This is a genomic window from Paraburkholderia phytofirmans, assembly GCF_046028095.1.
Lineage (GTDB): Bacteria > Pseudomonadota > Gammaproteobacteria > Burkholderiales > Burkholderiaceae > Paraburkholderia > Paraburkholderia phytofirmans_A.
On the sequence record NZ_JAQQDJ010000009.1, the window covers coordinates 220,260 to 240,186 of the forward strand.

General features: G+C 59.9%; 19 protein-coding genes and 1 pseudogene. 11 read left to right on the forward strand and 9 right to left on the reverse strand.

Annotated elements, in window-relative coordinates; translation table 11 throughout:
• The first annotated feature begins 4 nt into the window (after positions 1-4).
• A complete protein-coding gene (locus PQR54_RS24795) occupies positions 5-922 on the forward strand; it encodes a LysR family transcriptional regulator (protein WP_408250286.1) in 918 nt (305 codons plus the stop codon).
• On the opposite strand, the gene PQR54_RS24800 is transcribed toward PQR54_RS24795, so the two are convergent.
• From PQR54_RS24800 to PQR54_RS24810, 3 genes are all read right to left on the reverse strand, one after another.
• Complete coding sequence (locus tag PQR54_RS24800; RefSeq protein WP_408250288.1) at positions 919-2,670, reverse strand: IlvD/Edd family dehydratase; 1,752 nt, start codon at positions 2,668-2,670, stop codon at positions 919-921. The two genes, PQR54_RS24795 and PQR54_RS24800, sit on opposite strands and share 4 nt — an antisense overlap.
• A gap of 623 nt (positions 2,671-3,293) precedes the next feature.
• On the reverse strand, positions 3,294-4,481 hold the full coding sequence (locus tag PQR54_RS24805; protein ID WP_408250290.1) for a lactonase family protein: 1,188 nt from the start codon (positions 4,479-4,481) through the stop codon (positions 3,294-3,296).
• 860 nt (positions 4,482-5,341) lie between these two features.
• The gene (locus PQR54_RS24810; protein WP_408250291.1) at positions 5,342-5,935 is read right to left on the reverse strand and encodes a TetR/AcrR family transcriptional regulator; all 594 of its coding nucleotides are present in this window, start codon (positions 5,933-5,935) and stop codon (positions 5,342-5,344) included.
• A gap of 412 nt (positions 5,936-6,347) precedes the next feature.
• Between PQR54_RS24810 and PQR54_RS24815 the strand changes: the two genes are divergently transcribed.
• The 8 genes from PQR54_RS24815 to PQR54_RS24850 all read left to right on the forward strand — a co-directional run bounded on the left by PQR54_RS24815 (position 6,348) and on the right by PQR54_RS24850 (position 12,404).
• The gene (locus PQR54_RS24815; RefSeq protein WP_408250293.1) at positions 6,348-6,893 is read left to right on the forward strand and encodes a sigma-70 family RNA polymerase sigma factor; all 546 of its coding nucleotides are present in this window, start codon (positions 6,348-6,350) and stop codon (positions 6,891-6,893) included.
• A complete protein-coding gene (locus PQR54_RS24820) occupies positions 6,890-7,531 on the forward strand; it encodes a DUF1109 domain-containing protein (protein ID WP_408250295.1) in 642 nt (213 codons plus the stop codon). The genes PQR54_RS24815 and PQR54_RS24820 overlap by 4 nt, the downstream gene beginning before the upstream one ends.
• Before the next feature lie 158 nt (positions 7,532-7,689).
• A complete protein-coding gene (locus PQR54_RS24825; RefSeq protein ID WP_408250297.1) occupies positions 7,690-8,001 on the forward strand; it encodes a BufA1 family periplasmic bufferin-type metallophore in 312 nt (103 codons plus the stop codon).
• 32 nt (positions 8,002-8,033) lie between these two features.
• A complete protein-coding gene (gene bufB, locus PQR54_RS24830) occupies positions 8,034-8,957 on the forward strand; it encodes an MNIO family bufferin maturase (RefSeq protein ID WP_408250299.1) in 924 nt (307 codons plus the stop codon).
• On the forward strand, positions 8,947-9,726 hold the full coding sequence (locus PQR54_RS24835) for an HvfC/BufC N-terminal domain-containing protein (protein WP_408250300.1): 780 nt from the start codon (positions 8,947-8,949) through the stop codon (positions 9,724-9,726). The genes bufB and PQR54_RS24835 overlap by 11 nt, the downstream gene beginning before the upstream one ends.
• Positions 9,727-9,749: 23 nt before the next feature.
• Positions 9,750-9,971, forward strand: a complete 222-nt coding sequence (locus tag PQR54_RS24840; RefSeq protein ID WP_408250302.1) for a hypothetical protein — start codon at positions 9,750-9,752, stop codon at positions 9,969-9,971.
• 78 nt (positions 9,972-10,049) lie between these two features.
• A complete protein-coding gene (locus PQR54_RS24845; RefSeq protein ID WP_408250304.1) occupies positions 10,050-10,691 on the forward strand; it encodes a DUF1109 domain-containing protein in 642 nt (213 codons plus the stop codon).
• A gap of 120 nt (positions 10,692-10,811) precedes the next feature.
• Positions 10,812-12,404, forward strand: a complete 1,593-nt coding sequence (locus PQR54_RS24850) for a methyl-accepting chemotaxis protein (RefSeq protein ID WP_408250306.1) — start codon at positions 10,812-10,814, stop codon at positions 12,402-12,404.
• A 278-nt stretch (positions 12,405-12,682) separates the two neighbouring features.
• On the opposite strand, the gene PQR54_RS24855 is transcribed toward PQR54_RS24850, so the two are convergent.
• The 5 genes from PQR54_RS24855 to PQR54_RS24875 are packed head-to-tail and all read right to left on the reverse strand — an operon-like array spanning position 12,683 to position 16,746.
• On the reverse strand, positions 12,683-13,489 hold the full coding sequence (locus tag PQR54_RS24855) for an SDR family NAD(P)-dependent oxidoreductase (RefSeq protein ID WP_408250308.1): 807 nt from the start codon (positions 13,487-13,489) through the stop codon (positions 12,683-12,685).
• Positions 13,486-14,364: a glutathione-dependent disulfide-bond oxidoreductase gene (gene yghU, locus PQR54_RS24860; RefSeq protein ID WP_408250309.1), complete on the reverse strand. Its 879-nt coding sequence runs from the start codon at positions 14,362-14,364 to the stop codon at positions 13,486-13,488. Before yghU ends, PQR54_RS24855 begins: the two co-directional genes overlap by 4 nt.
• A gap of 29 nt (positions 14,365-14,393) precedes the next feature.
• Positions 14,394-15,098: a glutathione S-transferase family protein gene (locus tag PQR54_RS24865; protein WP_408250311.1), complete on the reverse strand. Its 705-nt coding sequence runs from the start codon at positions 15,096-15,098 to the stop codon at positions 14,394-14,396.
• Between the two features lie 10 nt (positions 15,099-15,108).
• Entirely contained in the window at positions 15,109-16,089 is a 981-nt protein-coding gene (locus PQR54_RS24870; RefSeq protein ID WP_408250313.1) for a DMT family transporter, read from the reverse strand.
• 3 nt (positions 16,090-16,092) lie between these two features.
• On the reverse strand, positions 16,093-16,746 hold the full coding sequence (locus PQR54_RS24875) for a peroxiredoxin-like family protein (protein WP_408250315.1): 654 nt from the start codon (positions 16,744-16,746) through the stop codon (positions 16,093-16,095).
• A 334-nt stretch (positions 16,747-17,080) separates the two neighbouring features.
• On the opposite strand from PQR54_RS24875, the pseudogene PQR54_RS24880 reads away from it, so the two are divergent.
• Together PQR54_RS24880 and PQR54_RS24885 are read left to right on the forward strand one after the other, a co-directional pair.
• Positions 17,081-17,203 (forward strand): annotated as a pseudogene (locus tag PQR54_RS24880) (IS6 family transposase); the annotation flags it as partial.
• 63 nt (positions 17,204-17,266) lie between these two features.
• The gene (locus PQR54_RS24885; RefSeq protein WP_408250317.1) at positions 17,267-18,805 is read left to right on the forward strand and encodes an IS3 family transposase; all 1,539 of its coding nucleotides are present in this window, start codon (positions 17,267-17,269) and stop codon (positions 18,803-18,805) included.
• A gap of 170 nt (positions 18,806-18,975) precedes the next feature.
• Here PQR54_RS24885 and PQR54_RS24890 read toward each other — a convergent pair whose 3' ends face one another.
• Positions 18,976-19,821, reverse strand: a complete 846-nt coding sequence (locus PQR54_RS24890; protein ID WP_408250319.1) for a hypothetical protein — start codon at positions 19,819-19,821, stop codon at positions 18,976-18,978.
• Positions 19,822-19,927: the final 106 nt, after the last annotated feature.

Genomic DNA, 19,927 nt, shown 5'->3' on the forward strand with positions numbered 1-19,927 from the left:
AACCATGAATACCGACTATCTGGAAAGCTTTGTGGCCGCAGTTGATTGCGGCTCTCTGGCGGAAGCGGCGCGCCGCCTCGACGTGACGGCGGCCACGCTCGCGGCCCGCGTGCATGCGCTGGAAGTGGACCTCGATATGCAGCTTCTCCAGCGTGCCGGTCGAGTAGTCAAGGCGACAGAAGCCGGCCTCAAGATCCTCGAGCCGGCACGCGCGCTGTTGCGCGACGAGCGTAACTTGCGTGTTATAGCGAGCGACGGTGCACGGGTCGGCGAGCTGCGGCTCGGCGCCTTCGTTTCTGCCCTCACCAACGTCCTGCCGCCGGTGCTCAAAAACCTCTATGCACGCTATCCAGAGGTGGCCTTGTTCATCACCCCGGGCGCATCCATCGAGCTATGTCGCAAGGTTGGCAGCGGCGAACTCGATGCGGCCGTGGTGGTCGAGCCACAGTTCGCCATTCGCAAGACCTGCGAATGGCATCCCTTCCTGGAAGAACCGCTGGTAGTCGTGGCTCCCGCCGAAATGGCCGGCCGCGATGCGCATGAAGTGCTGCGCAACGAGCCGTTCATTCGCTATGAGCGCTCTGTGCTGGGCGGTCAGTTGGCCGATCGCTATTTGCGCGACCATCAGATCCATCCCCATCAACGGCTTGAGATCGATGGCCTGCTGGCGATCGCCGCGCTGGTCGACCAGGGCATCGGAGTATCACTACTGCCGGACTGGGTGTCGCTCTGGTCGAGTGGCCTGTCGCTGGCGCGGTTGCCGTTGCCGGGCCCCGTGCCGGTACGGCGCAGCGGCCTGATCTGGGCCAGCAAGGGGCCGCACGCGGCCCTCGCTCGCGATTTTTTTGAGGAGGCGCAGGCGATTTTCGGCACCGTGCAGACCAGGACACGCGGTGCGGCGCGGGGCCGCCAAAGCCGCTAACCCTTAGGCGTCGTGTCGTGAATCTTCGCGGCTCGCAGAAAATCGAAATCGACGCCCTTGTCGGCCTGCAACACCGTATCGAGGAACAGTTTGCGATACCCGCGCTCGGCTGTCGGCGCAGCGACAGGCGCAGCGGCCGCACGGCGTGCCAGTTCGGAGTCCGACACGAGTAGCGTGATTTCGCGGGACGCTACGCTGAGCCTGATACGATCGCCGTTTTGAACATAGGCCAACGGGCCACCCACGGCCGCCTCAGGCGTCACGTGCAACACGATGGTGCCGAACGCAGTGCCGCTCATGCGCCCGTCGGAAATCCGCACAATGTCCTTGGCGCCGGCACGCGCCAGCTTTTTCGGAATCGGAATATAACCGGCCTCAGGCATTCCCGGCGCGCCTTTCGGACCGATGTTCTTCAGCACCAGAATATCGTCGGCCGTGACGTCGAGGTCGTCCGAGTCGATGCGTTCGGCCAGGTCCTGTCCGTTTTCGAACACTACGGCGCGCCCCTCGTGCTCCATGAGTCGGGCGTCGGCGGCGGATTGCTTGATGATCGCACCGCCTGGCGCGAGGTTGCCCTGCAAGACAGCAATGCCGCCTTGCGGATAGATCGGGTCGGCGATAGTGCGCACCACGTTCTGTTTAAAACCGGGACCGGCCAATTCGAGCTCCTCACCCAAGGTACGCCCGGTGACGGTCATCGCGTCGAGCTTGAGCAGCGGCTTGAGTTCACGCAGCAATGTCGCCATGCCGCCGGCGTGGTGGAAGTCTTCCATGTAATGCTGGCCGGACGGTTTCAGGTCCAGCAACACCGGCGTCTCGCGACCCATGCAATCGAGCGCCTTCAGATCAACGTCCAGTCCCATGCGTCCCGCAATCGCGGTCAGGTGCACGATGCCATTGGTCGAGCCACCGATCGCCAGTAATACGCGGATGGCGTTCTCGAACGCATCGGCGGTCAGGATCTTGTCGATGGTCAGGCCGCTCTGTGCCATCCGCACGGCCTGAGCGCCGGTCTCCTCGGCGATACGGATACGATCGGCCGTCACAGCCGGCGGCGATGCGCCGCCCGGCACGGTCATCCCCAGTGCTTCGGCTACGCACGCCATGGTGCTGGCCGTGCCCATTACCGAGCAGGTGCCGACGCTGGCCACCAGCTGGTTGTTCACCGCGGCGATTTCCGTGCTATCGATCTCGTCGGCGCGGAATTTGCCCCAATACCGGCGGCAATCGGTGCACGCACCGACGCGCTCGCCGCGATGCGAGCCGGTCAGCATGGAGCCGGTGATGAGCTGGATGGCGGGAATATTCGCCGATGCGGCGCCCATCAACTGCGCCGGCACCGTCTTGTCGCAGCCACCGATCAGTACAACCGCGTCCATCGGCTGAGCACGGATCATCTCCTCGGTATCCATCGACATCAGGTTGCGCAGGTACATGCTGGTCGGCTGCGAAAAACTCTCGTGGATGGAAATGGTGGGGAAATCCATCGGTAAGCCGCCAGCCAGCATCACGCCGCGCTTGACTGCCTCGATCAATTGCGGCGCGTTGCCGTGGCACGGGTTGTAGGCGCTGCCCGTGTTGCAGATGCCGACTACCGGTCGATCCAGTGCTTCGTCGCTGTAGCCCGCCCCCTTGATGAAAGCTTTGCGCAAAAACAGGGAGAAGCCGCTGTCACCGTAATTGGTGAGACCTCTACGGATCCCGGTGGGCGATGCGGCGAGCGAATCGTCTGGCTTGGTCTTGGACATGGAGAATCCCGGCATGAGATGAATGAAAAGGGGCATGGCAAGTGCGGGAAGCGGTGCTGCGCACGTGCTACGCATGACAGCGTTCCATTCATTATGGAAAATTCGGGACAATAAAAAAACCCGTTTTTGATATCTTCAAACAACAAAAACTTTTCTATCCCGCAGGGTCACCGCAACGTTTCGCAACTTGCTCGCCGTGCCTCTACACTCTGGCCGTTGGTCCGGCTTGTTCGATTGCGGTGAAGACGCGCCGCACATCTTCCAGAAAGCCCTGTCCGGCCCAGGTTAGTCGAGTGCTGAGGGTGGTGCGCTCGAACAATGTACAGCCAACCTCTCCTTCATATTAGTGGGATGAAGAATGTGTGGTCTTCACCTGAACGAAAACCTAACGCTGTGCATCGCCGCACATGCGGCGGTTATCTCCACCTTAATACCTGGCTGAGATGCACAAGGTCAGCGGCAGCATACGTCCCGGCTAACGAGCTTGCGCCGCCTCGGGCGGAAGAGTAGAAGAGCACCCGGTACGGCATCTCGTGGCCGACCGACACTGCGCTACCGAAGCAGCGCAATGTCGGCGCCAATATTAGTATGGCAGCGTCACTGCATCGAGCTCTCACGAACGCTCAGGTACCTGTGAGTCCTTGCAGGCTGATTTTCGATTGCGTGTTGGCAGGCTGTTCGCCGATCTTCGTCAACGCGCCGCTTGTGCCGATCGAGTACGCGACGATTTTGTCGTCGCCAGCGTAGTCCTGATAGAAATATTTTCCGTCAGGGCTCGCCCACGCGTCATTAGCGAAGCTCTTGGTGGTGCTCGACACGGGCGGTTCAGATGCGATGCTGGGGTTGGTTAGCGTAGGCTTGCCGGATGCGTCGAGCGAGAACAGCGAGACGGCGCCGCTGCCGTTGCCAACGTAGGCAAACTTGTTGTCCGGCGTGATCGTCAGCCAGCAGGGCGCAGCCTGGCCGGTGACCGCGATCGGACCGCTTGTGGTCGTGAACGCGCCGCTGCTGGAAAACGCGTATGAACTGACAGTCGTGCCGGCGGCTTCCGTGACGACGTATGTGCCTGTCAGCGAACCGCTGCCGAAGCGACCACCGAACGGCCCCACGCCGGCAGATGGGCTGCTGACGGCCTGGCCGAGTGAACCGTCGCTGTTGATCGGGAATGCGAGCAGCGTATTGGCCGGTTGCACGGGCGTAACGGTCTTCAGGAATCCGTTGACCACAACGAACTTGCCGTCGGGACTTACCGTGACCTGGGTCGGCAACGCATCCTGTTGCACGACCGTGTACTGTCCGATCAACGCCAGCTTGCCGTCCGTGCTGACGCGATATGCGCCGAGTTCCTGCGCGCCTTGCTGATGCGTGACATAAAGCACGCCATTCAGAAACGCGAGCGACGTCGGTCGGATGCCGCCCGTTGCGGACACCGCCAGCAACCTGATGCCCCCGGCAGGGTTGATCTCGAAGGTGCTCACAGTGTTGTCGCCCGCGTTCGCGACGAACAGACGGGTCTTGTCGGGCGAGACGATCAGACTGTTGTTGCTCGTCAGCGCATCGGGCGCGACGATATTGCCCATGAAGTAGTTGACCCCATTGGTGCCTTTGCCGCCGGTCGAGATGCTGCCTTTGGCGCTGAGCGAACCGTCCGCGTTGCGTACGAACGCAAGCACCGCATTTGATGCATCGTTGGTCTGCGCGAACAATTGAGAGACCGGCACGGAGGTGATGTTATCTCCGCCGCCGCATGCGGCGAGTTGCGTCAAAAGGGCTGCTGCTGACAGCGTCGTGATTACGAGTCTTGTTTTCATTCGAATGTGAACCTCGTGGATAGTTTAAGCAATCGGGATGCGCCCGTTCCGACTCGGTGTCCGACCGAGGGGCCGGGGTGCGGCGTGTGCCTCGCTGCACACGCTGGCCGGGTAATTCGGTGCAGGGGAGCATCCGGTTACAACGATCGCAAATTCTTTTTCATCGCGACTTTTTAACGGTCCGGGCGAGGGAATCACCAGACGGGTCTGCATGCGACGGCCATGCTAATTTTTTTGGACTCAGGGCTCTCAGGCCGCGATGACTGCCCACCTTGGTCGCTGATTTCGATAACCTGGCTGGATGCGCCGTCCATACCACTGACACGGGTTCCAGCTTCATATCTACGATCTGGTACGGCTGCCGCTGGGGGATCTTGTCGAGCGGCGTATAGAGGAGGTTGCGTCGGATCGCGAATACACTGGCACTCGATTGCGCCTGGCAGCAGAAAACGTCGTCAAGCGGATCGTGCAGCGCTTCGTGGCGCGAAGCCGCGCATTTAAAATCGGTCGTGCGCAGCCGGCAATGGCGTTGCGGAACTCATCCAAAGTAGCAAGCGCATGGGTGGGTGCAGTGCCTTAGCGTCGGGATTGGCCTGACGGCTTGCAGTCGCTCTTCGCCTGCTGTGTGTAGCAAAAATGGAGGTAGACCGGGCTTCACGGGAAGGCGGCACGAGACGCAGGCGCGAGCGACGAATAATTGGTAGAAGCCACCCTCGTAGTGGCTGCGTTTCGCGCCAGCGGAGCCATTGCTTATGCAAATCATCTTTTCGGCGGATGACCTGTCTCCGCGCCCGAAGACACTGGTACCTGATCAGAGCACTGGTACCTGATCAGAGTGTGTCTTTTCGCCTACCCGAAGGTCAATTGATCTTGGGCTCAAGAAGCGCCAGCACCGGTCGTACAACTCCTTCCAGCAGCGCACGGTCTGGTCTTACCCGGGCCAGCACCCGTATGCCAAGGTGTGCTCCCAGCAGCAACCGGGCAAGATCATCCGCAGGTTGTGCAGTCGAAATCTCGCCAGCCTGCTGACCAGCACGCACGCAGCGCAGGAAAAACGCTTCGACCTCCGTTAGGACATTCGCAATCATGGCCTTAAAATCGGCGTCGTGTGGTGCAACCTCGAGAGCCGAATTTACCAGCAGGCATCCCTTACGGTCCCTGTCGCGGACCGACCGCTCGACAATTTCCCGGAAGAATGCCTTGATGGCTTCCAACGGCGGCAGGCTTCGCTCAAATCTCGATACCCGGTCACCGAAGCTTTTTTCAATGTAATGTGCCAGTGCCCGCTCAAACAACGACCGTTTGTCCCCGAAGGCGTTGAACAGGCTTGCCCCCGTAATTCCCATCCCCTGCGCGAGATCCCGGACGGAAGTAGCTGTATAGCCATAGACCCAGAACTGGTGGGCGGCGGCATCGAGGACTGCATTTTCATCAAATTCCCGTGGTCGGGCCATGTTAACTCCTCACATCGCGCAACGTTTTACCGGTCGGCATTGCAACGTCACACACATTGCGATATTCTAAATCAACTGATCTAAAATGACCTGGGGCGATAGCACTTGCTGGGGTCTCACGAAAGCCATCACGCAAGCATCGGGCGGTCTGAACGCAACGTACGGTAACCTCATGATCGACCTTTATTTTCACCCTACACCCAACCCTGCAAAGGGTTCTCGAGTCAGGCGATCCACTCGGGGCTTGAAGAAAACGCCTTCGAGGTTATCCGGGGCGGTGAGGCGCGCGCGCAGATGATCGACTTGAACTGCAACGATCCTGCCGCGCTCGACCGACGCTTTGCCGGCATGAAAGCCGTGCTTGAGGAAGCCGTTCGCGACCACTCTGCTCTTTGACCCGGGAGTCAGAACCGTGTATCCCGCAGAGCAGCGTCTAAAAGCATTGTTTGTCGCGGGCCTCGCGGGCAACGCATCCGAATATCGCTCGTTCCTGTCCGAACTGACGCGCCACCTGCGGGGCTATCTTCGCAAGCGGATTCCACAACTCCACGACGACGTCGAGGATCTCGTTCAGGAAATCCTGCTTGCCGTGCATAACGCACGTCATACATACCGCCCGGATGAACCTCTCACCGCGTGGGTCCACGCGATCGCGCGTTACAAGCTGATGGATTTCTTCAGGACGCGTGCGCGCCGCGAGTCGCTGCACGAACCGCTTGATGAGCACGACGACATTTTCGCCGAATCCGACGACGAGCCCGCAGATGCCCGTCGTGACGTCGGGAAACTACTAGGTCATCTGCCGGACAAACAAAGACTCTCGATCCTGCACGTCAAGTTGCAGGGACTTTCGGTTGCCGAAGCCGCGCAGTTGACAGGGCTATCGGAGTCGGCCGTCAAGGTCAGTATCCATAGGGGACTCAAGGCTCTGGCCGCACACGTCCGGAGAATTGCATGAGAACAGATGATCTTGTCGGGTTGCTCTCGACCGGCATAACACCTGTAAGAAAGGGCACCGCAGTCCGTCGGTTCGGCATCTCACTGCCTATCGCCGCTATTGGCGCAACAGCGTTGACGGCTACTGCGTTTGGCGTTCGCCCCGATCTGGGTGCCGTCGTCAACACCCCGATCTTCTGGGAGAAGCTCGCGTTACCACTATGCCTCGCAATCGGTGCTCTGATTTCGACCGTTCGGCTGGCGCGCCCCGGCGCCAGGATTGGAGCCGGATGGCCCATCATGACGACACCGGTGCTAGTCGTTTGGATCGCTGCAATTATGATTGTCGTCACCGCGGCGCCAGAAGACCGGCTGCCTGCGATACTCGGGCACTCGTGGCGGTCATGTCCGTTCAATATTCTTCTGCTCGCCGTTCCAGGCTTGATCGCCACATTCTGGGCCGTCAAAGGTTTGGCGCCCACGAGTCTCCGGCTTGCCGGTGCGGCCTCCGGGTTGCTCGCAAGTTCGATCGCCACAGTCGCGTACTGCCTTCATTGCCCTGAGATGAGTCCGGCGTTCTGGAGCATCTGGTATATGGCTGGCATGTTGCTCCCAGCCGCGCTCGGGGCGGTGCTTGGTCCAAAATTCCTTCGCTGGTGAGCAACGCTCTGACAATGTGCAGCGCAGTCCCCCGGTCAAATGGCCGATGTCGACCACCGCAGGCAAAAAAAGAAAACTCCCCTGTAACCAGACGTCTGTGACCCACGAATTAGATGACGTATCCATCACGGATACCTTCTAACTTCTGGAGAACTTCGATGTCCACAAAAGCCACTGTTAGCTCCACCCTGCTCGTCGGCGTTGTTGCGAGCCTGCTTGCATCAGTCGCCCACGCAGCACCGCTCTCAAAAGCGGAAGAAGGCGCAGCCATCGCGGCTCACAAGGAAAAGTGCTATGGCGTCGCCCTGAAGGGGCAGAACGATTGCGCCGCCGGTCCCGGCACGACGTGCCAGGGGACGTCGGCAATGGACTTCCAGGGCAACTCGTGGAAATTCGTTCAAGGCGGCACCTGCACGAGTATCGAAGTGCCGGGCGGTGGCCATGGCTCGCTCACGCCGCTAAAGTCCTGAGCCGGCCAACGGCTTGATGAACGGGAGCGGCCATGAACGATACATCAAGGACAACGGCGGTTTGCGAGCCAGGCTGTTCGAGTGGCGTGACACGTCGCGCTCAAGGGCTTGTCGGAACCAGTTTCAAGCATGAACATCTGACCGCGATTCGCGCGGACGGCCTGAAGGATGGCTTCTTCGAAGTTCACGCCGAGAACTATATGGGCGCCGGTGGTCCACCCCACCGGGCACTTGCTTCGATCCGCGAGGCCTATCCGCTCTCCGTTCACGGCGTATGCATGTCGATCGGCGGACCTGGAGCACTGGACCTCACGCATCTCGCGCGCTTTCGCGACCTGGTGACGCGCTACCAACCCATGCTGGTGTCTGAGCACCTCGCGTGGTCGTCACACGGCGGCACATTCTTCAACGATCTCCTGCCGTTGCCTTACACGAAAGCAACCCTCGAGCACGTGTGCGAACACCTCGGCCAGGTCCAGGACGCGATCAAACGTCCTCTCCTTCTTGAGAACCCGTCGACCTATGTCGCGTTCGCGTCCTCGACATTGAGCGAAACCGAATTCATCCGCGCAGTCGTTCAACACACCGGCTGCGGCCTGTTGCTGGACCTCAATAATGTGTTCGTTTCCGCGACCAATCACGGCTTTTCCGCCGACGCGTATCTTGACGGATTACCGCTTGAACAGGTGGGCGAAATACACCTGGCCGGACATAGCGAGCAGCGCGACGACGAAAACGAACTGCTGCTCATCGATAGTCACGACTGCGCCATTTCCGATCCTGTCTGGCGTCTCTATCGGAATCTCGTTGCGCGAATCGGTCCACGGCCCACCCTGATCGAATGGGACAGCAACCTCCCCGCATGGCCGGTGCTGCGGGCTCAGGCACTATCCGCGCGGCACATCATGGCCGAAAAAGACGTATCACTCGCTGAGGAGGCCAGCCATGCGGCCTGAACATGCTTCGGGCGGCCACGCCACTGCGTTTGCGCCTGGTTTGATGGACCCGTCGATCAACGCGCCTGAAGACGTCATCGCCGCGCCGGACAAGCGTGTGGTCAAGCGCTACAACGTTTATCGCAACAACGTCACGGTCAGCCTCATCGATGCGCTGGCAGCGGTCTATCCTGCTATCCAGCGCATCACCGGCACCGACTTCTTCAGGGCGATGGCCCGCTTCCATCTCCGCGCGACGCCTCCCACTTCGCCGCTGCTGTTCGAGTACGGACGGGACTTTCCTGCGTTCATCGAATCTTACGAATATGCGCGCGAGATGCCCTGGCTTGCGGATACCGCGCGCATCGAGCGCGCGTGGCTGGATGCCTATCACGCAGCCGACCTGCCTGTGCTAGCTGCCGAGGCGTTAGTCGGGATCGAACCGGGGTCCCTCGCTGAAGTCCGTTTCACGCCACACCCCGCCGCGCGAGTGGTGCGATCACGCTATCCCGCCGTGGCCATCTTTGCGATGAACCGGAACGATGGCCCCCTTACGCCGCTCCGCTCGAGCGAAGCGGAGGATGCACTCGTGACACGCCCCGAACATGAGGTGCTGGTGTCGCGCCTGCCGGCTGGCGGTGCGGCCTTCCTGATCCATCTTCTCGAAGGCGCATCACTGGGCGAAGCGGTGGCGGCGGCGTTTCAGGAGGCGCCCTCCTTCGACATCCAGGCCAACCTGGCAGGGATGCTTTCAGCCGGCGTATTCACCAGCATTCAGCTCGGAGATTGACCAACATGTCGGACCCACAGAACATGAAACTGCCCTTTCCGGCCGAACTCGTATCCACGATCGGCACGGCGAAGCGACTGATCCACACGCTCGCGCAGCCGCGGCTTGCTCAGCTCGCGCTGCGGATCGCACAGGCGGTTGTGTTCCGGAAATCGGGCATTCTGAAACGGCGCGGCTTCCTCCTGCTCAACGATACGGTGATCTACCTGTTCACGCAGGAGTTTCAGTTGCATCTCCCGGACTGAAAGCTTGCCCGACAGCCGGTGCCCGTGTTGCATCGCGTATCCGCTTTCAAAACGTTGGGACGTTTTCCGTCGGGTAACATGAGAACTTCAGATCTGATATTAAGGCTAACTAACAACCTGACACCGATTGAGTCGAATTTTGCTTCGAAGCGGCTCAATCGCGCGCTTAGTGTTGGCATGGCCAGCAGCACGGCCTTGCTGGTAGTACTTTACGGCATTCGCAGCGACATGCCCGAATTGATACTGACCACGATGTTCTGGGTAAGACTCGCGTTTCCGGTAACGACACTCATCGCTGCGTTGAACCTCGCCGGACGGCTTGGACGGCCCGGCGCACCCGTCAGGCTGGCATGGTTAGCGGTCACCCTACCATTCATTATCATGTTGCTCGTTGCCACGTTCATGGTGTTCGCGACCCCGCCGGGCTATCGCCTGCAACTGATGTTAGGTACGACATGGAGAGTCACCACGGCGAATATTGTTCTGCTCTCTCTACCATCGCTCGCCGCGGTGATGCACGCCTTGAAGGGACTCGCCCCCATCCGCCCGATATTGTCAGGTACTGGCGCCGGACTGCTCGCTGGCGCGCAAGGTCTGCTTCTATATTCGCTTTACTGTTCAGAGATGTCGATACCGTTCTGGGGTGTCTGGTACGTACTGGGCATCGGCATTACCGCCGGTATCGGTGCCCTGATTGGTCCGCTCTATTTGAGGTGGTAGTCCGGGAAGAGCACCAGCAGAAATCACGTCGCAGGAAAGCTGGTTTCCTGATCAATACAGGTGGTATGTGTTGATTCGACGCTGAGTCAACAGTTGCAACCTACATGCGAAGGAAACATAGTGAAAACTATTGGCAATCTCAGGATAGGCGTTCGCCTTGGAATTGGTTTCGGCGTGACGCTCGTTTTGCTATGTCTTGTAGGCGCGCTAGGCCTCGCCCAGACTTCCCGCATTTATTCCGGCACGCAAGATCTTGCAACAAATCTGCTTCCCAGTGTCCAGCGTCTGGGCAATATACGGGCGCTGGCTGATGAGACGCGCCAGGCGTCCTTAAGTTACCTGATTGCAACCAGCTCTTCGGAACGGCAGTTTCAGCGCTCGGAACACGACGCAGCGTTAAATGAGCTACTGCGGGTGTGGCCACAGTACGAGGCGGTGGTCGGCTCTGCTGAAGAACTGCAATTGTCGAACCAGATCAAGGCAGCATGGAACAGCTATCTCTCCCTGGACAAACGGCTGAACGAGCTTGCCGACAGCGGAGATGAGCATTTTAGTGACGCCCGGTCTTTCGCCGGGGGTGAGTCTTTGCGCGCGTTCACCAAAGTCACTAACCTCATTGCACAGGACATTGCCCTGAATAGCCGGGGAGCGAACGACTCCAGTACCGAGGCAGCGACCGCCTTCCACAGCGCGTTGCTTATTACGTGCGTGCTGATCGGAATAGCTATCGCGTTGAGCCTGATTGTTGCGTTCATCATCACTCGCTCCATCACGGCTCCGATCCGTATGTCCGTGAAGATTGCCCAAACGGTCGCACATGGCGACCTCACCTCGAAAATCGAAGTACGTGGCAAGGACGAAACGAGCCAGCTACTGCGCGCGCTCAAACACATGAACGAGAGACTCGCCGAACTCGTTGGAGGGGTACGATCCGGCAGCGAGACGATTGCCGCGGGCGCTGCGCAGATCGCAGCAGGCAATTCCGATCTGAGCCAGCGCACGGAAGAACAGGCTGCGTCGATTGAGCAAACCGCAGCGAGCATGGAAGAGCTGACTTCCACCGTGAGGCAAAACACGGAAAGCGCCCGGCACGGCAGCACACTCGCGACAGACGCGTCCGATATCGCGCAGCGTGGCGGCGATGTTGTAGGACGGGTGATCGAGACCATGCATGCGATATCGGAAAGTTCGGCCAAGGTGAGCGATATCATCACCGTGATCGAAGGTATCGCTTTCCAAACCAATATTCTCGCGCTCAACGCAGCAGTCGAGGCGGCACGCGCGGGCGGTCAGGGACGCGGTTTTGCCGTTGTCGCGGCAGAAGTACGGACTCTTGCGCAACGAAGTGCCAGCGCCGCGAAAGAAATTAAAGAACTCATCACACACTCGGTCGACCGCGCAAAAGCCGGTTCAGATCTGGTGAACGAAGCAGGTACGACCATGGGTGAGGTAGTTCAGGCGGTCAAGCGCGTCGCCGACCTGATGGAAGAGATCACGACAGCCTCGCTCGAACAGCATACTGGTATCGAACAGGTCAACACCGCCGTCGCGCAGATGGACCAGGTGACGCAGCAAAACGCCGCATTGGTTGAAGAAGCTTCGGCCGCGGCGCTATCGATGTCGGCACAATCCGGCACGCTACGCGAGGTCGTGTCAATTTTCAAGCTGGCGGTTGATCCTTTGAAGAGCGCCCCGTCCGACGCCCCGAACTGAAGCTGCGGCTGTGCAACCATTTAAACCGGGCAACAAGCGAAAGGCAGCGGAAACGCCACCTCCTCTACGCACGCTGAAGGATGGGCCACGCATAGCTGCGGCAATCCGCGTCGCAGGCTGCGGCTAACCAGCGTTTTACCGAGTTGTTCAAACAGCTCCGCGCAGCGCGAACGGCAGACGGAGCGGTGCGTTTCGTGCCGACATGCCGACAGAGGCGAACATGTACATCCCAGGCAATATGGCACTCCGTACTGCGCTCCGCTGCGCGCCGTTGCCGGTCAGAGCGCAGAGTGATCCTTCACAGCCTCTTCGAGGGCGGGCTTGAGTGCGAGAAAACGCTCATCGACCGCTGCAGGATTATCGCGATTGAGTGCAATCATCTGGGCTCGTACCTCGCCGCCCCGGATCACTTCAAACGCATCTGCCTCGATGCCATCCACGATGGCGGCGGCCACTGCGGACGCCGGCTCGCGGGTAAAACCAAGTTCCGGCCCGGCCCGGTTAGATTTCATCATCGGCGTGTCGGTGGCGCCTGGATATGCAGTCAGCACGTGAACGCCTTCGCCCCGGAGCTCGCGCCGCAGCGCCTCGCCGAAACAGGCGAGGCCGGCCTTGGTCGCAGCATAGGTTGCATAGAACGGAGCGCCGATCAGCGCGATGCCAGAGGCGATGTTCACGACCATTGCGTCACCGCCCGCACGCAACGCCGGCAGGGCCGCACGCGTCAGCAGAACGGGCGCAACAAGATCGACGTCGATCATGGCCAGCAGTTCGGCTTCAGGCGTGTTTTCGAGGCGTCCGGCCCTCACACCGCCCGCATTGTTCACGAGTACGTCAAGGCCGCCCAGCGTGTCCAGGGCCTGGCTCATCGTTGCCGCGCGGCCCTCGGGGGTCGCGACATCGGCAGTTACCGCCCAGATGGATGGAGCCGTTCCCTGAAGCTCCCGGACCGCGCTCGCCAGTGCGTCGGGCCGTCGGCCTGTGACAACGACTTTCGCGCCCTTCGCAAGCAGTGCATGCGCAAGTGCAAGCCCGATGCCGCTTGAGCCGCCTGTGATCAGAATACGTTTGCCTTCGATCTTCATGGTTGCACCCCTTCTATCCTGTCCTGAGTCGTGGTCTCGAAATCGCTGGCGTCGTGCCGCTCGCGAAGCTGGCCGGATAAATCGCCGCTCGTCCGGTTGACCATGCGGCCGCGTCTCACGGCTGGCCGTGCGAGAAGCATGTCGGCCCAGCGTTGAACGTTGGTGTAGTCCTGCACCGAAAGAAATTCCGCCGCACCGTATTGCCAGCCTTTGACGAGACCGCCGTACCAGGGAAACACCGCCATGTCGGCGATGGTGTATTCATCGCCGGCAAGATACTCGTTGCCAGCAAGGCGCTGGTCGAGCACGTCGAGCTGGCGCTTTACTTCCATGGCGAAACGGTCAATCGCGTACTCGATCTTCGTGGGCGCATAGGCGTAGAAGTGGCCGAAGCCACCGCCCAGATACGGCGCGCTGCCCATCTGCCAGAACAGCCAGTTCAGCGTCTCGGTGCGGGTTGCGACGTCTTTCGGAAGGAACACCCCGAACTTTTCGGCCAGATACAGCAGGATCGAGCCCGATTCGAACACGCGGATCGGCTTCGGCCCGCTGCGGTCCAGCAGTGCGGGGATCTTCGAGTTCGGATTGATGTCCACGAAACCGCTGCCGAACTGCTCACCCTCGCCGATCCTGATCAACCATGCGTCATACTCGGCGCCGGCATAGCCGGCCGCGAGCAGTTCCTCCAGCAGGATCGTGACCTTCACGCCGTTGGGTGTGCCCAGCGAGTAAAGCTGCAGCGGGTGGCGCCCGACCGGCAACACTTTCTCATGCGTCGGCCCGGCGACTGGCCGGTTGATGTTCGCGAAGGCGCCGCCGCTGGGCTTGTTCCAGGTCCAGACCTTCGGGGGAATATAGTCGTGAGAATCTGCCATGCTGTTCTCCATCGCTGCTCAGTGTGGGCCTAGGCCACCGGGGGATAGTTGGACGGGAAAAGCGCACGTCGGGTCTCCTCGTCGTTGACCTTCTTGAACTCGTGGTCTTTGCCGACTGCTCTGGCGCGGGCCACCGCGGGACGTGCATCGACCGTTTCGAACAGACGCCTGAGATTCGGAAACGCCGCCAGCGGATCGTCTGCGCCTTTGAGCACGCGCGAGGCGCGATCGAGCCATCCCCAGGCCGAAATATCCGCGATCGTGTACGTTTCGCCGACGATATACGATCGCCCTTCCAGATGATCGTTCAGAACCTGATAATGGCGCTCTGCCTCGCGTCGATAACGGTTCACCGCATAGTCGAGTCCTTCGGGCGCGGCGAACTGGAAGTGCACGGCCTGGCCCGAAAACGGGCCGAGGCCGGAGGCGAGGAACAGAAGCCAGGAAAGCAGTTCTGGCCTGTCCTGCGGCGCGCCCTGCAAATTGCCGGTCTTCTCCGCCAGATAGAGCAGGATCGCGGTGGAGTCGAACACGCGCGCCTCCTTGCCGCCCGGCCCTTCGGTATCAACGATGGCGGGCACCTTGCCGTTGGGATTGATCGCGCGGAATTGCGCTGTGTGCTGTTCGCCCTTGCTCGTATCGATGGGAACCACCTCATAGGGCAGACCCGTCTCCTCAAGAAACAGAGCTATCTTGGCCGGGTTTGGCGTCGGGTGGAAATAAAAACGGATCATGGCGGTATTCTCAGGCTTGCGGACGGGTGGATGAAGGGCGCGTGGATGCTCGGCCCGCGGCCGCTGGCCTGGAAGCGAGCAGCACGCCGAGAACGATTACGGCGATCGACATCCCTTCGGCCTGCGACGGTATTTCGCCGAGAACAGGGATGGCGAGAATCGAGGCAACAGCAGGGAGCAGCGCAATGACAGCGGTCGCAGCCGAAGAACCGAGCAGGGATACGGCACGGTTATAGGTGATCAGCGCGACGCCGCTCATCAGCACGCCCTGATAGCAGACCTGCAGCGCGATCTCGCCTCGCGAGGCCAGGCTGAACCGGTTGAGACCCAGGAGCAGATAAGCCGGAAGATTGAGTGCCGCAGACCAGACGCAGATCATTGCGGCGGACTGGACCGGAGTCAGCCCGCTGCGGCGAAAAAGCAGCGTATAGACAGCCCACATGACGGCCGCGGCGGCCAGCGCGGCGATACCCCACAGGTCCGGCGCGCCGCGGGCTGCCGCACCGGCACTCACCAGGCAGACGAGGCCGGTAACGATCGCTGCATAGCCTAGCCAGCGTAAGCTTCCCTGCCGCTCGCGCAGGAAACACCAAGCGAACACGCCAGCAAAGACAGGCATCAGCGTCGGCGCAACGGATGCGGCCTGAGCCGCAGAACTCAGCTTCAGCCCGAGCGCGACGAGCAGTACGAAAGGCACGCCCCAGAGCACCGCAAATAACAGACCCTTTCCCCAGGCGTCGATCGGCAGGCGTGAGCCGCGGCGCACGACAGTTGGAGCGAGAAGCATGGCGCCGACGCCGAACCGGAGCGCCGCAATATCCCAGATGCGAAGCTCGCGGGTGACACCGAAACGTGTCACAACAAACCAGCCCGAAAAGATCATGACGGTAAGCGCCGCGCAGGCGAACCCCGCCACACGAGCGTGTGAGGCACCTCGCTGCGTCGGCTCGGAATCAACCGGCGTCGCCTCCGATGCCTTGCCGTTGGCCATCGATTACACCGCCCGAAGCGACTTCACCGCGGCGAGGATCGCATCCGGCTCGAGCCGCTTCCGGTAATCGACCTCGATATTGGCAAGCGCAACATGCCCATCGGGAGCAATCACGTACGTGGCAGGAACCGGCAGTTCCCAGCTCTCGTCGCCATTTATCGCGGGGAGTGCCTTGTTGTTTGAGCGCAGCGCATCGCGGAGGTCCTCGAGGAGAGCATAAACATGCCCGTAGCGGTGTGCGACGGCATTGCCGACATCGCTGAGGACATCGAAGGTGAGTGCGTTTGTCTGCGCAGTGCTGAGCGAGCCATCGGGAACCTGCGGCGAAATCGCGACCAGCCGGGCGCCCAGCGCACCCATCTCTGGAAGGATTGTCTGGTAGGCACGCAACTGGATATTGCAATAGGGACACCATCCGCCACGGTAAAACGTGACGACGACGGGACCACGCAACAACAGATCAGACAGCGAAACCGGATTGCCTCGTACATCCGGCAATGAGAAGTCCGGTGCCTTATCGCCGGCTCCCACCGCTTCCTCCAGCGCGAAGCCGGCGCGCAGATCCTCGATCCTGGCTTCATAGAGCTCGACGCGCCCTGACGGCGCAGTGCGCGCAAACCCGGCCCTGAACATGTCCAGCTGCTCCTGTAGTCCCATCGCTCTCTCCTCTTCCGTGCAAACGTTCCACAAACTTCATATGCCCACGGCTGCGTTTGCACCGCGTTTTCATTTTAGATCATTCGCTCTATAATCGCGCAGCGGAGCAAAACTCGCAAGTGCGTTGCGCGATGACTGGACAGGTGACACAGAATGGCGAGACCCTGGGAATTTGACGAAGAGAAAGTGCTGGATGCGACGACCGAGTGCTTCTGGCGGTTCGGTTACGAGGCAACGTAGGTGAAAGACTTCACCAAAAAAAAACGGGGCTCACTGCCGCCAGTCTGTACAACAGCGTTGTCAGGTTGCTGGTCGTCTCGCGTAAGATGAGGCGATGAAGAAATCGAAATCGCTGTATCGCGGTCACCGTTTTCCAGCCGGCGTCATCAGTTGCGCCGTGCGCTGGTACTACCGGTATCAATTGAGCTTGCGTGACATCGAAGAACTGCTTGTTGATTTGCACGGAATCCTGACCCACCGGGGATGCGGACAAAATCCTGGACTACTTTGGAGGTAGTCCATGTATTCATACGAAGACCGCGTTCGCGCGGTCGAGCTGTACCTGAAGCTCGGGGAGCGCGTCAAGGCAACAATCCGCCAGCTGGGTTACCCGACGAAGAATTCTCTCAAGGCGTGGTGTGCGGAATTCGAGAGCAGTGGCGATCTGCGGAAAGAGTATGTTCGCGCTAAACCGAAGTACTCAGAGGAACAGAAGAACCAAGCACTCGAGCATTACGTCAACCATGGGTGCTGCGTCGCCTTCACCCTCAGGGCATTGGGCTACCCCTGTCGCCAGATACTGACGGCGTGGGTTCGCGAGCGCTATCCGGAAACCAGGAAATACGTGGTTGGCAAACGAGGGCGACCGGCCGCGCCATTGGCCTCCAGGCAGACCGCGGTGTACGAGCTGTGCACACGGCAGGGAAGCGCACAGGCGGTGGCGCGAAAGCTGGACGTCGACAGGGTGACCCTGTACAACTGGAAGAACCAGTTACTCGGCCGAGAGGCCCCTGCATCCATGAAACGCAACAAGGGATCACGCTCAGAGACGGATCGGGATGAACTAGAGCGGCAGATCGAAGGGCTCCAACGCGACATTCGCAATCTGCAGCTTGAACACGACCTGCTAAAGAAGGCGAATGAACTCATAAAAAAAGACCTGGGCGTCGACCTGCCACTCCTGAGCAACCGGGAGAAGACGACGCTGGTTGACGCCCTGAGAGAAGAATACGGTTTGGCTGAGCTGCTTGTGCGATTGGACCTGGCGCGCAGCTCCTATTTCTACCATCGGTCGTCCATACGGGTTGCCGACAAATATGCGCAGGTCCGTTGTACCGTTGCTGAGATCTTCGAGGACAATCACCGATCCTATGGCTATCGTCGGGTGCAGGCAGCGCTCAGCCGACAACGGGTGTTTCTATCGGAGAAAGTCGTGCATCGCCTCATGAAACAAGGCGGCCTCCACGCAGCCAGGCCCAGGCGTCGCCGATATCGTTCTTATATCGGAGAAATCAGCCCTGCCCCAGATAACATCATCAATCGCGATTTTCACGCTGACGCCCCGAACGAAAAGTGGGTCACGGATATCTCCGAATTCCAGATTCCCGCGGGGAAGGTATATCTATCGCCCATGATCGACTGCTTCGATGGCATGGTAGCCAGCTGGACGATTGGCACAAGTCCCGACGCAGAGCTCGTGAATACCATGTTAGATGCGGCTATCGAGACCGTGACCGAGGACGACGAGATGCCGGTCGTTCATTCCGATCGGGGTGGCCACTACCGTTGGCCGGGCTGGCTATCGCGGATTGCAAAAGCTAATCTGGTCCGATCCATGTCGCGTAAAGCCTGTTCGCCGGACAACGCGGCCTGTGAGGGATTCTTCGGCAGGCTGAAGACTGAGATGTTCTATCCAGGAGACTGGCGTTCGACGACCATCGCGGAGTTCGTTGAGGTACTGAACGCTTACATTCGCTGGTACAACGAGAAACGGATCAAGGGCTCGCTTGGCTACCTCAGCCCTATCGAGTACCGTGAAAGCCTCGGGCTAACGACGTAAATCAGTCCAGGAAAATGTCCGCATCCCCCGTGGGTCAGGATTCCGTGCAAATCAACAGACTGTTTTTCTATCCAAACTGAAACCATTCAAATCTCCTGTTTTTAAGGGCCGGTCAGCCCGGCGATTTTCCTTCGTAATCGGCGTTGGCCTTTTTCGCTGGTGAATTCCCGTCACAGTTCAGGCGGGTGAGGCTTTGTTTTTATCGTCAAGCCAGCATTGCGATAAATCTCTTCGTGGTTGCTATGGATCTCAGCAGAGAAAGACGAAGGGACGCTGGGCGCCGTCTTCTCCACAAACGCCTTGACCGCGGCGGCGTCAGGCGGGCTGGTTGCGAGGATGTTGGCAATCAAATGCTCAGGCGCAGCAACCTCGCGCTTCAACTTTCTCCACTCTTCGTTGAGGATTGCCTTGCAATAGATTTGGGCGAGCTGCAACTGACTGTCGATGGTGTGATAGATGGTCTGGTTCGAATATTCGTGCTTATTGGTGTTGATGTAGAGAACGCCAAGCCCTGCGCGAACCTTGTATAGCCCCTCAGTCAGTTGGTAGTGAGCGGGTTCGTCACCGTTCAGCCGCAACATGATGCGCGTCAGGAGCTGCGAGTGCATACTGTCGCGCTCCGCGATGCTCTCTGCGAATTTGCGCGCCGCTTCGCTGTAGGCTTCCAGCTCAGAAGGCGTATTCGGCCCACCGTTTTCATCCCAGCGATGCCCGAGTCTGCTGAATATGCGCTTCCAACCCTCTACAATTTCGACCGTCAGCGCCGAGTAGAGCGACAGGTCGTCCCGAAGGTCGTTTATCCATGTTTGGCGCTTGTCAGCGATGAAGGTGGCCGCTGTGCGTGCTGTAGAGGTGCGTCGCACGTCGAGCGCGGCGGCGGCTTGCTCGAATGACTTTGCGGCTTGCTCGATCACCTGACTGCGGCTGCGAGCGGCGAGATAGATGTTGCCGGCAATGCTGGCGAGGGCGGTGGCTACCGAACCGATAATTGCCCAACCAGCTGTGTGAAGGCTCATGTTTTTGGTTTTTGCGTTGTCCTGATGCTCACTATAGCCCGGTCGGGGATGGTGTATTGCACGCGCCGCACACCAGTTTCTCTGGCCGCAGCGCTTCAATCTTCGC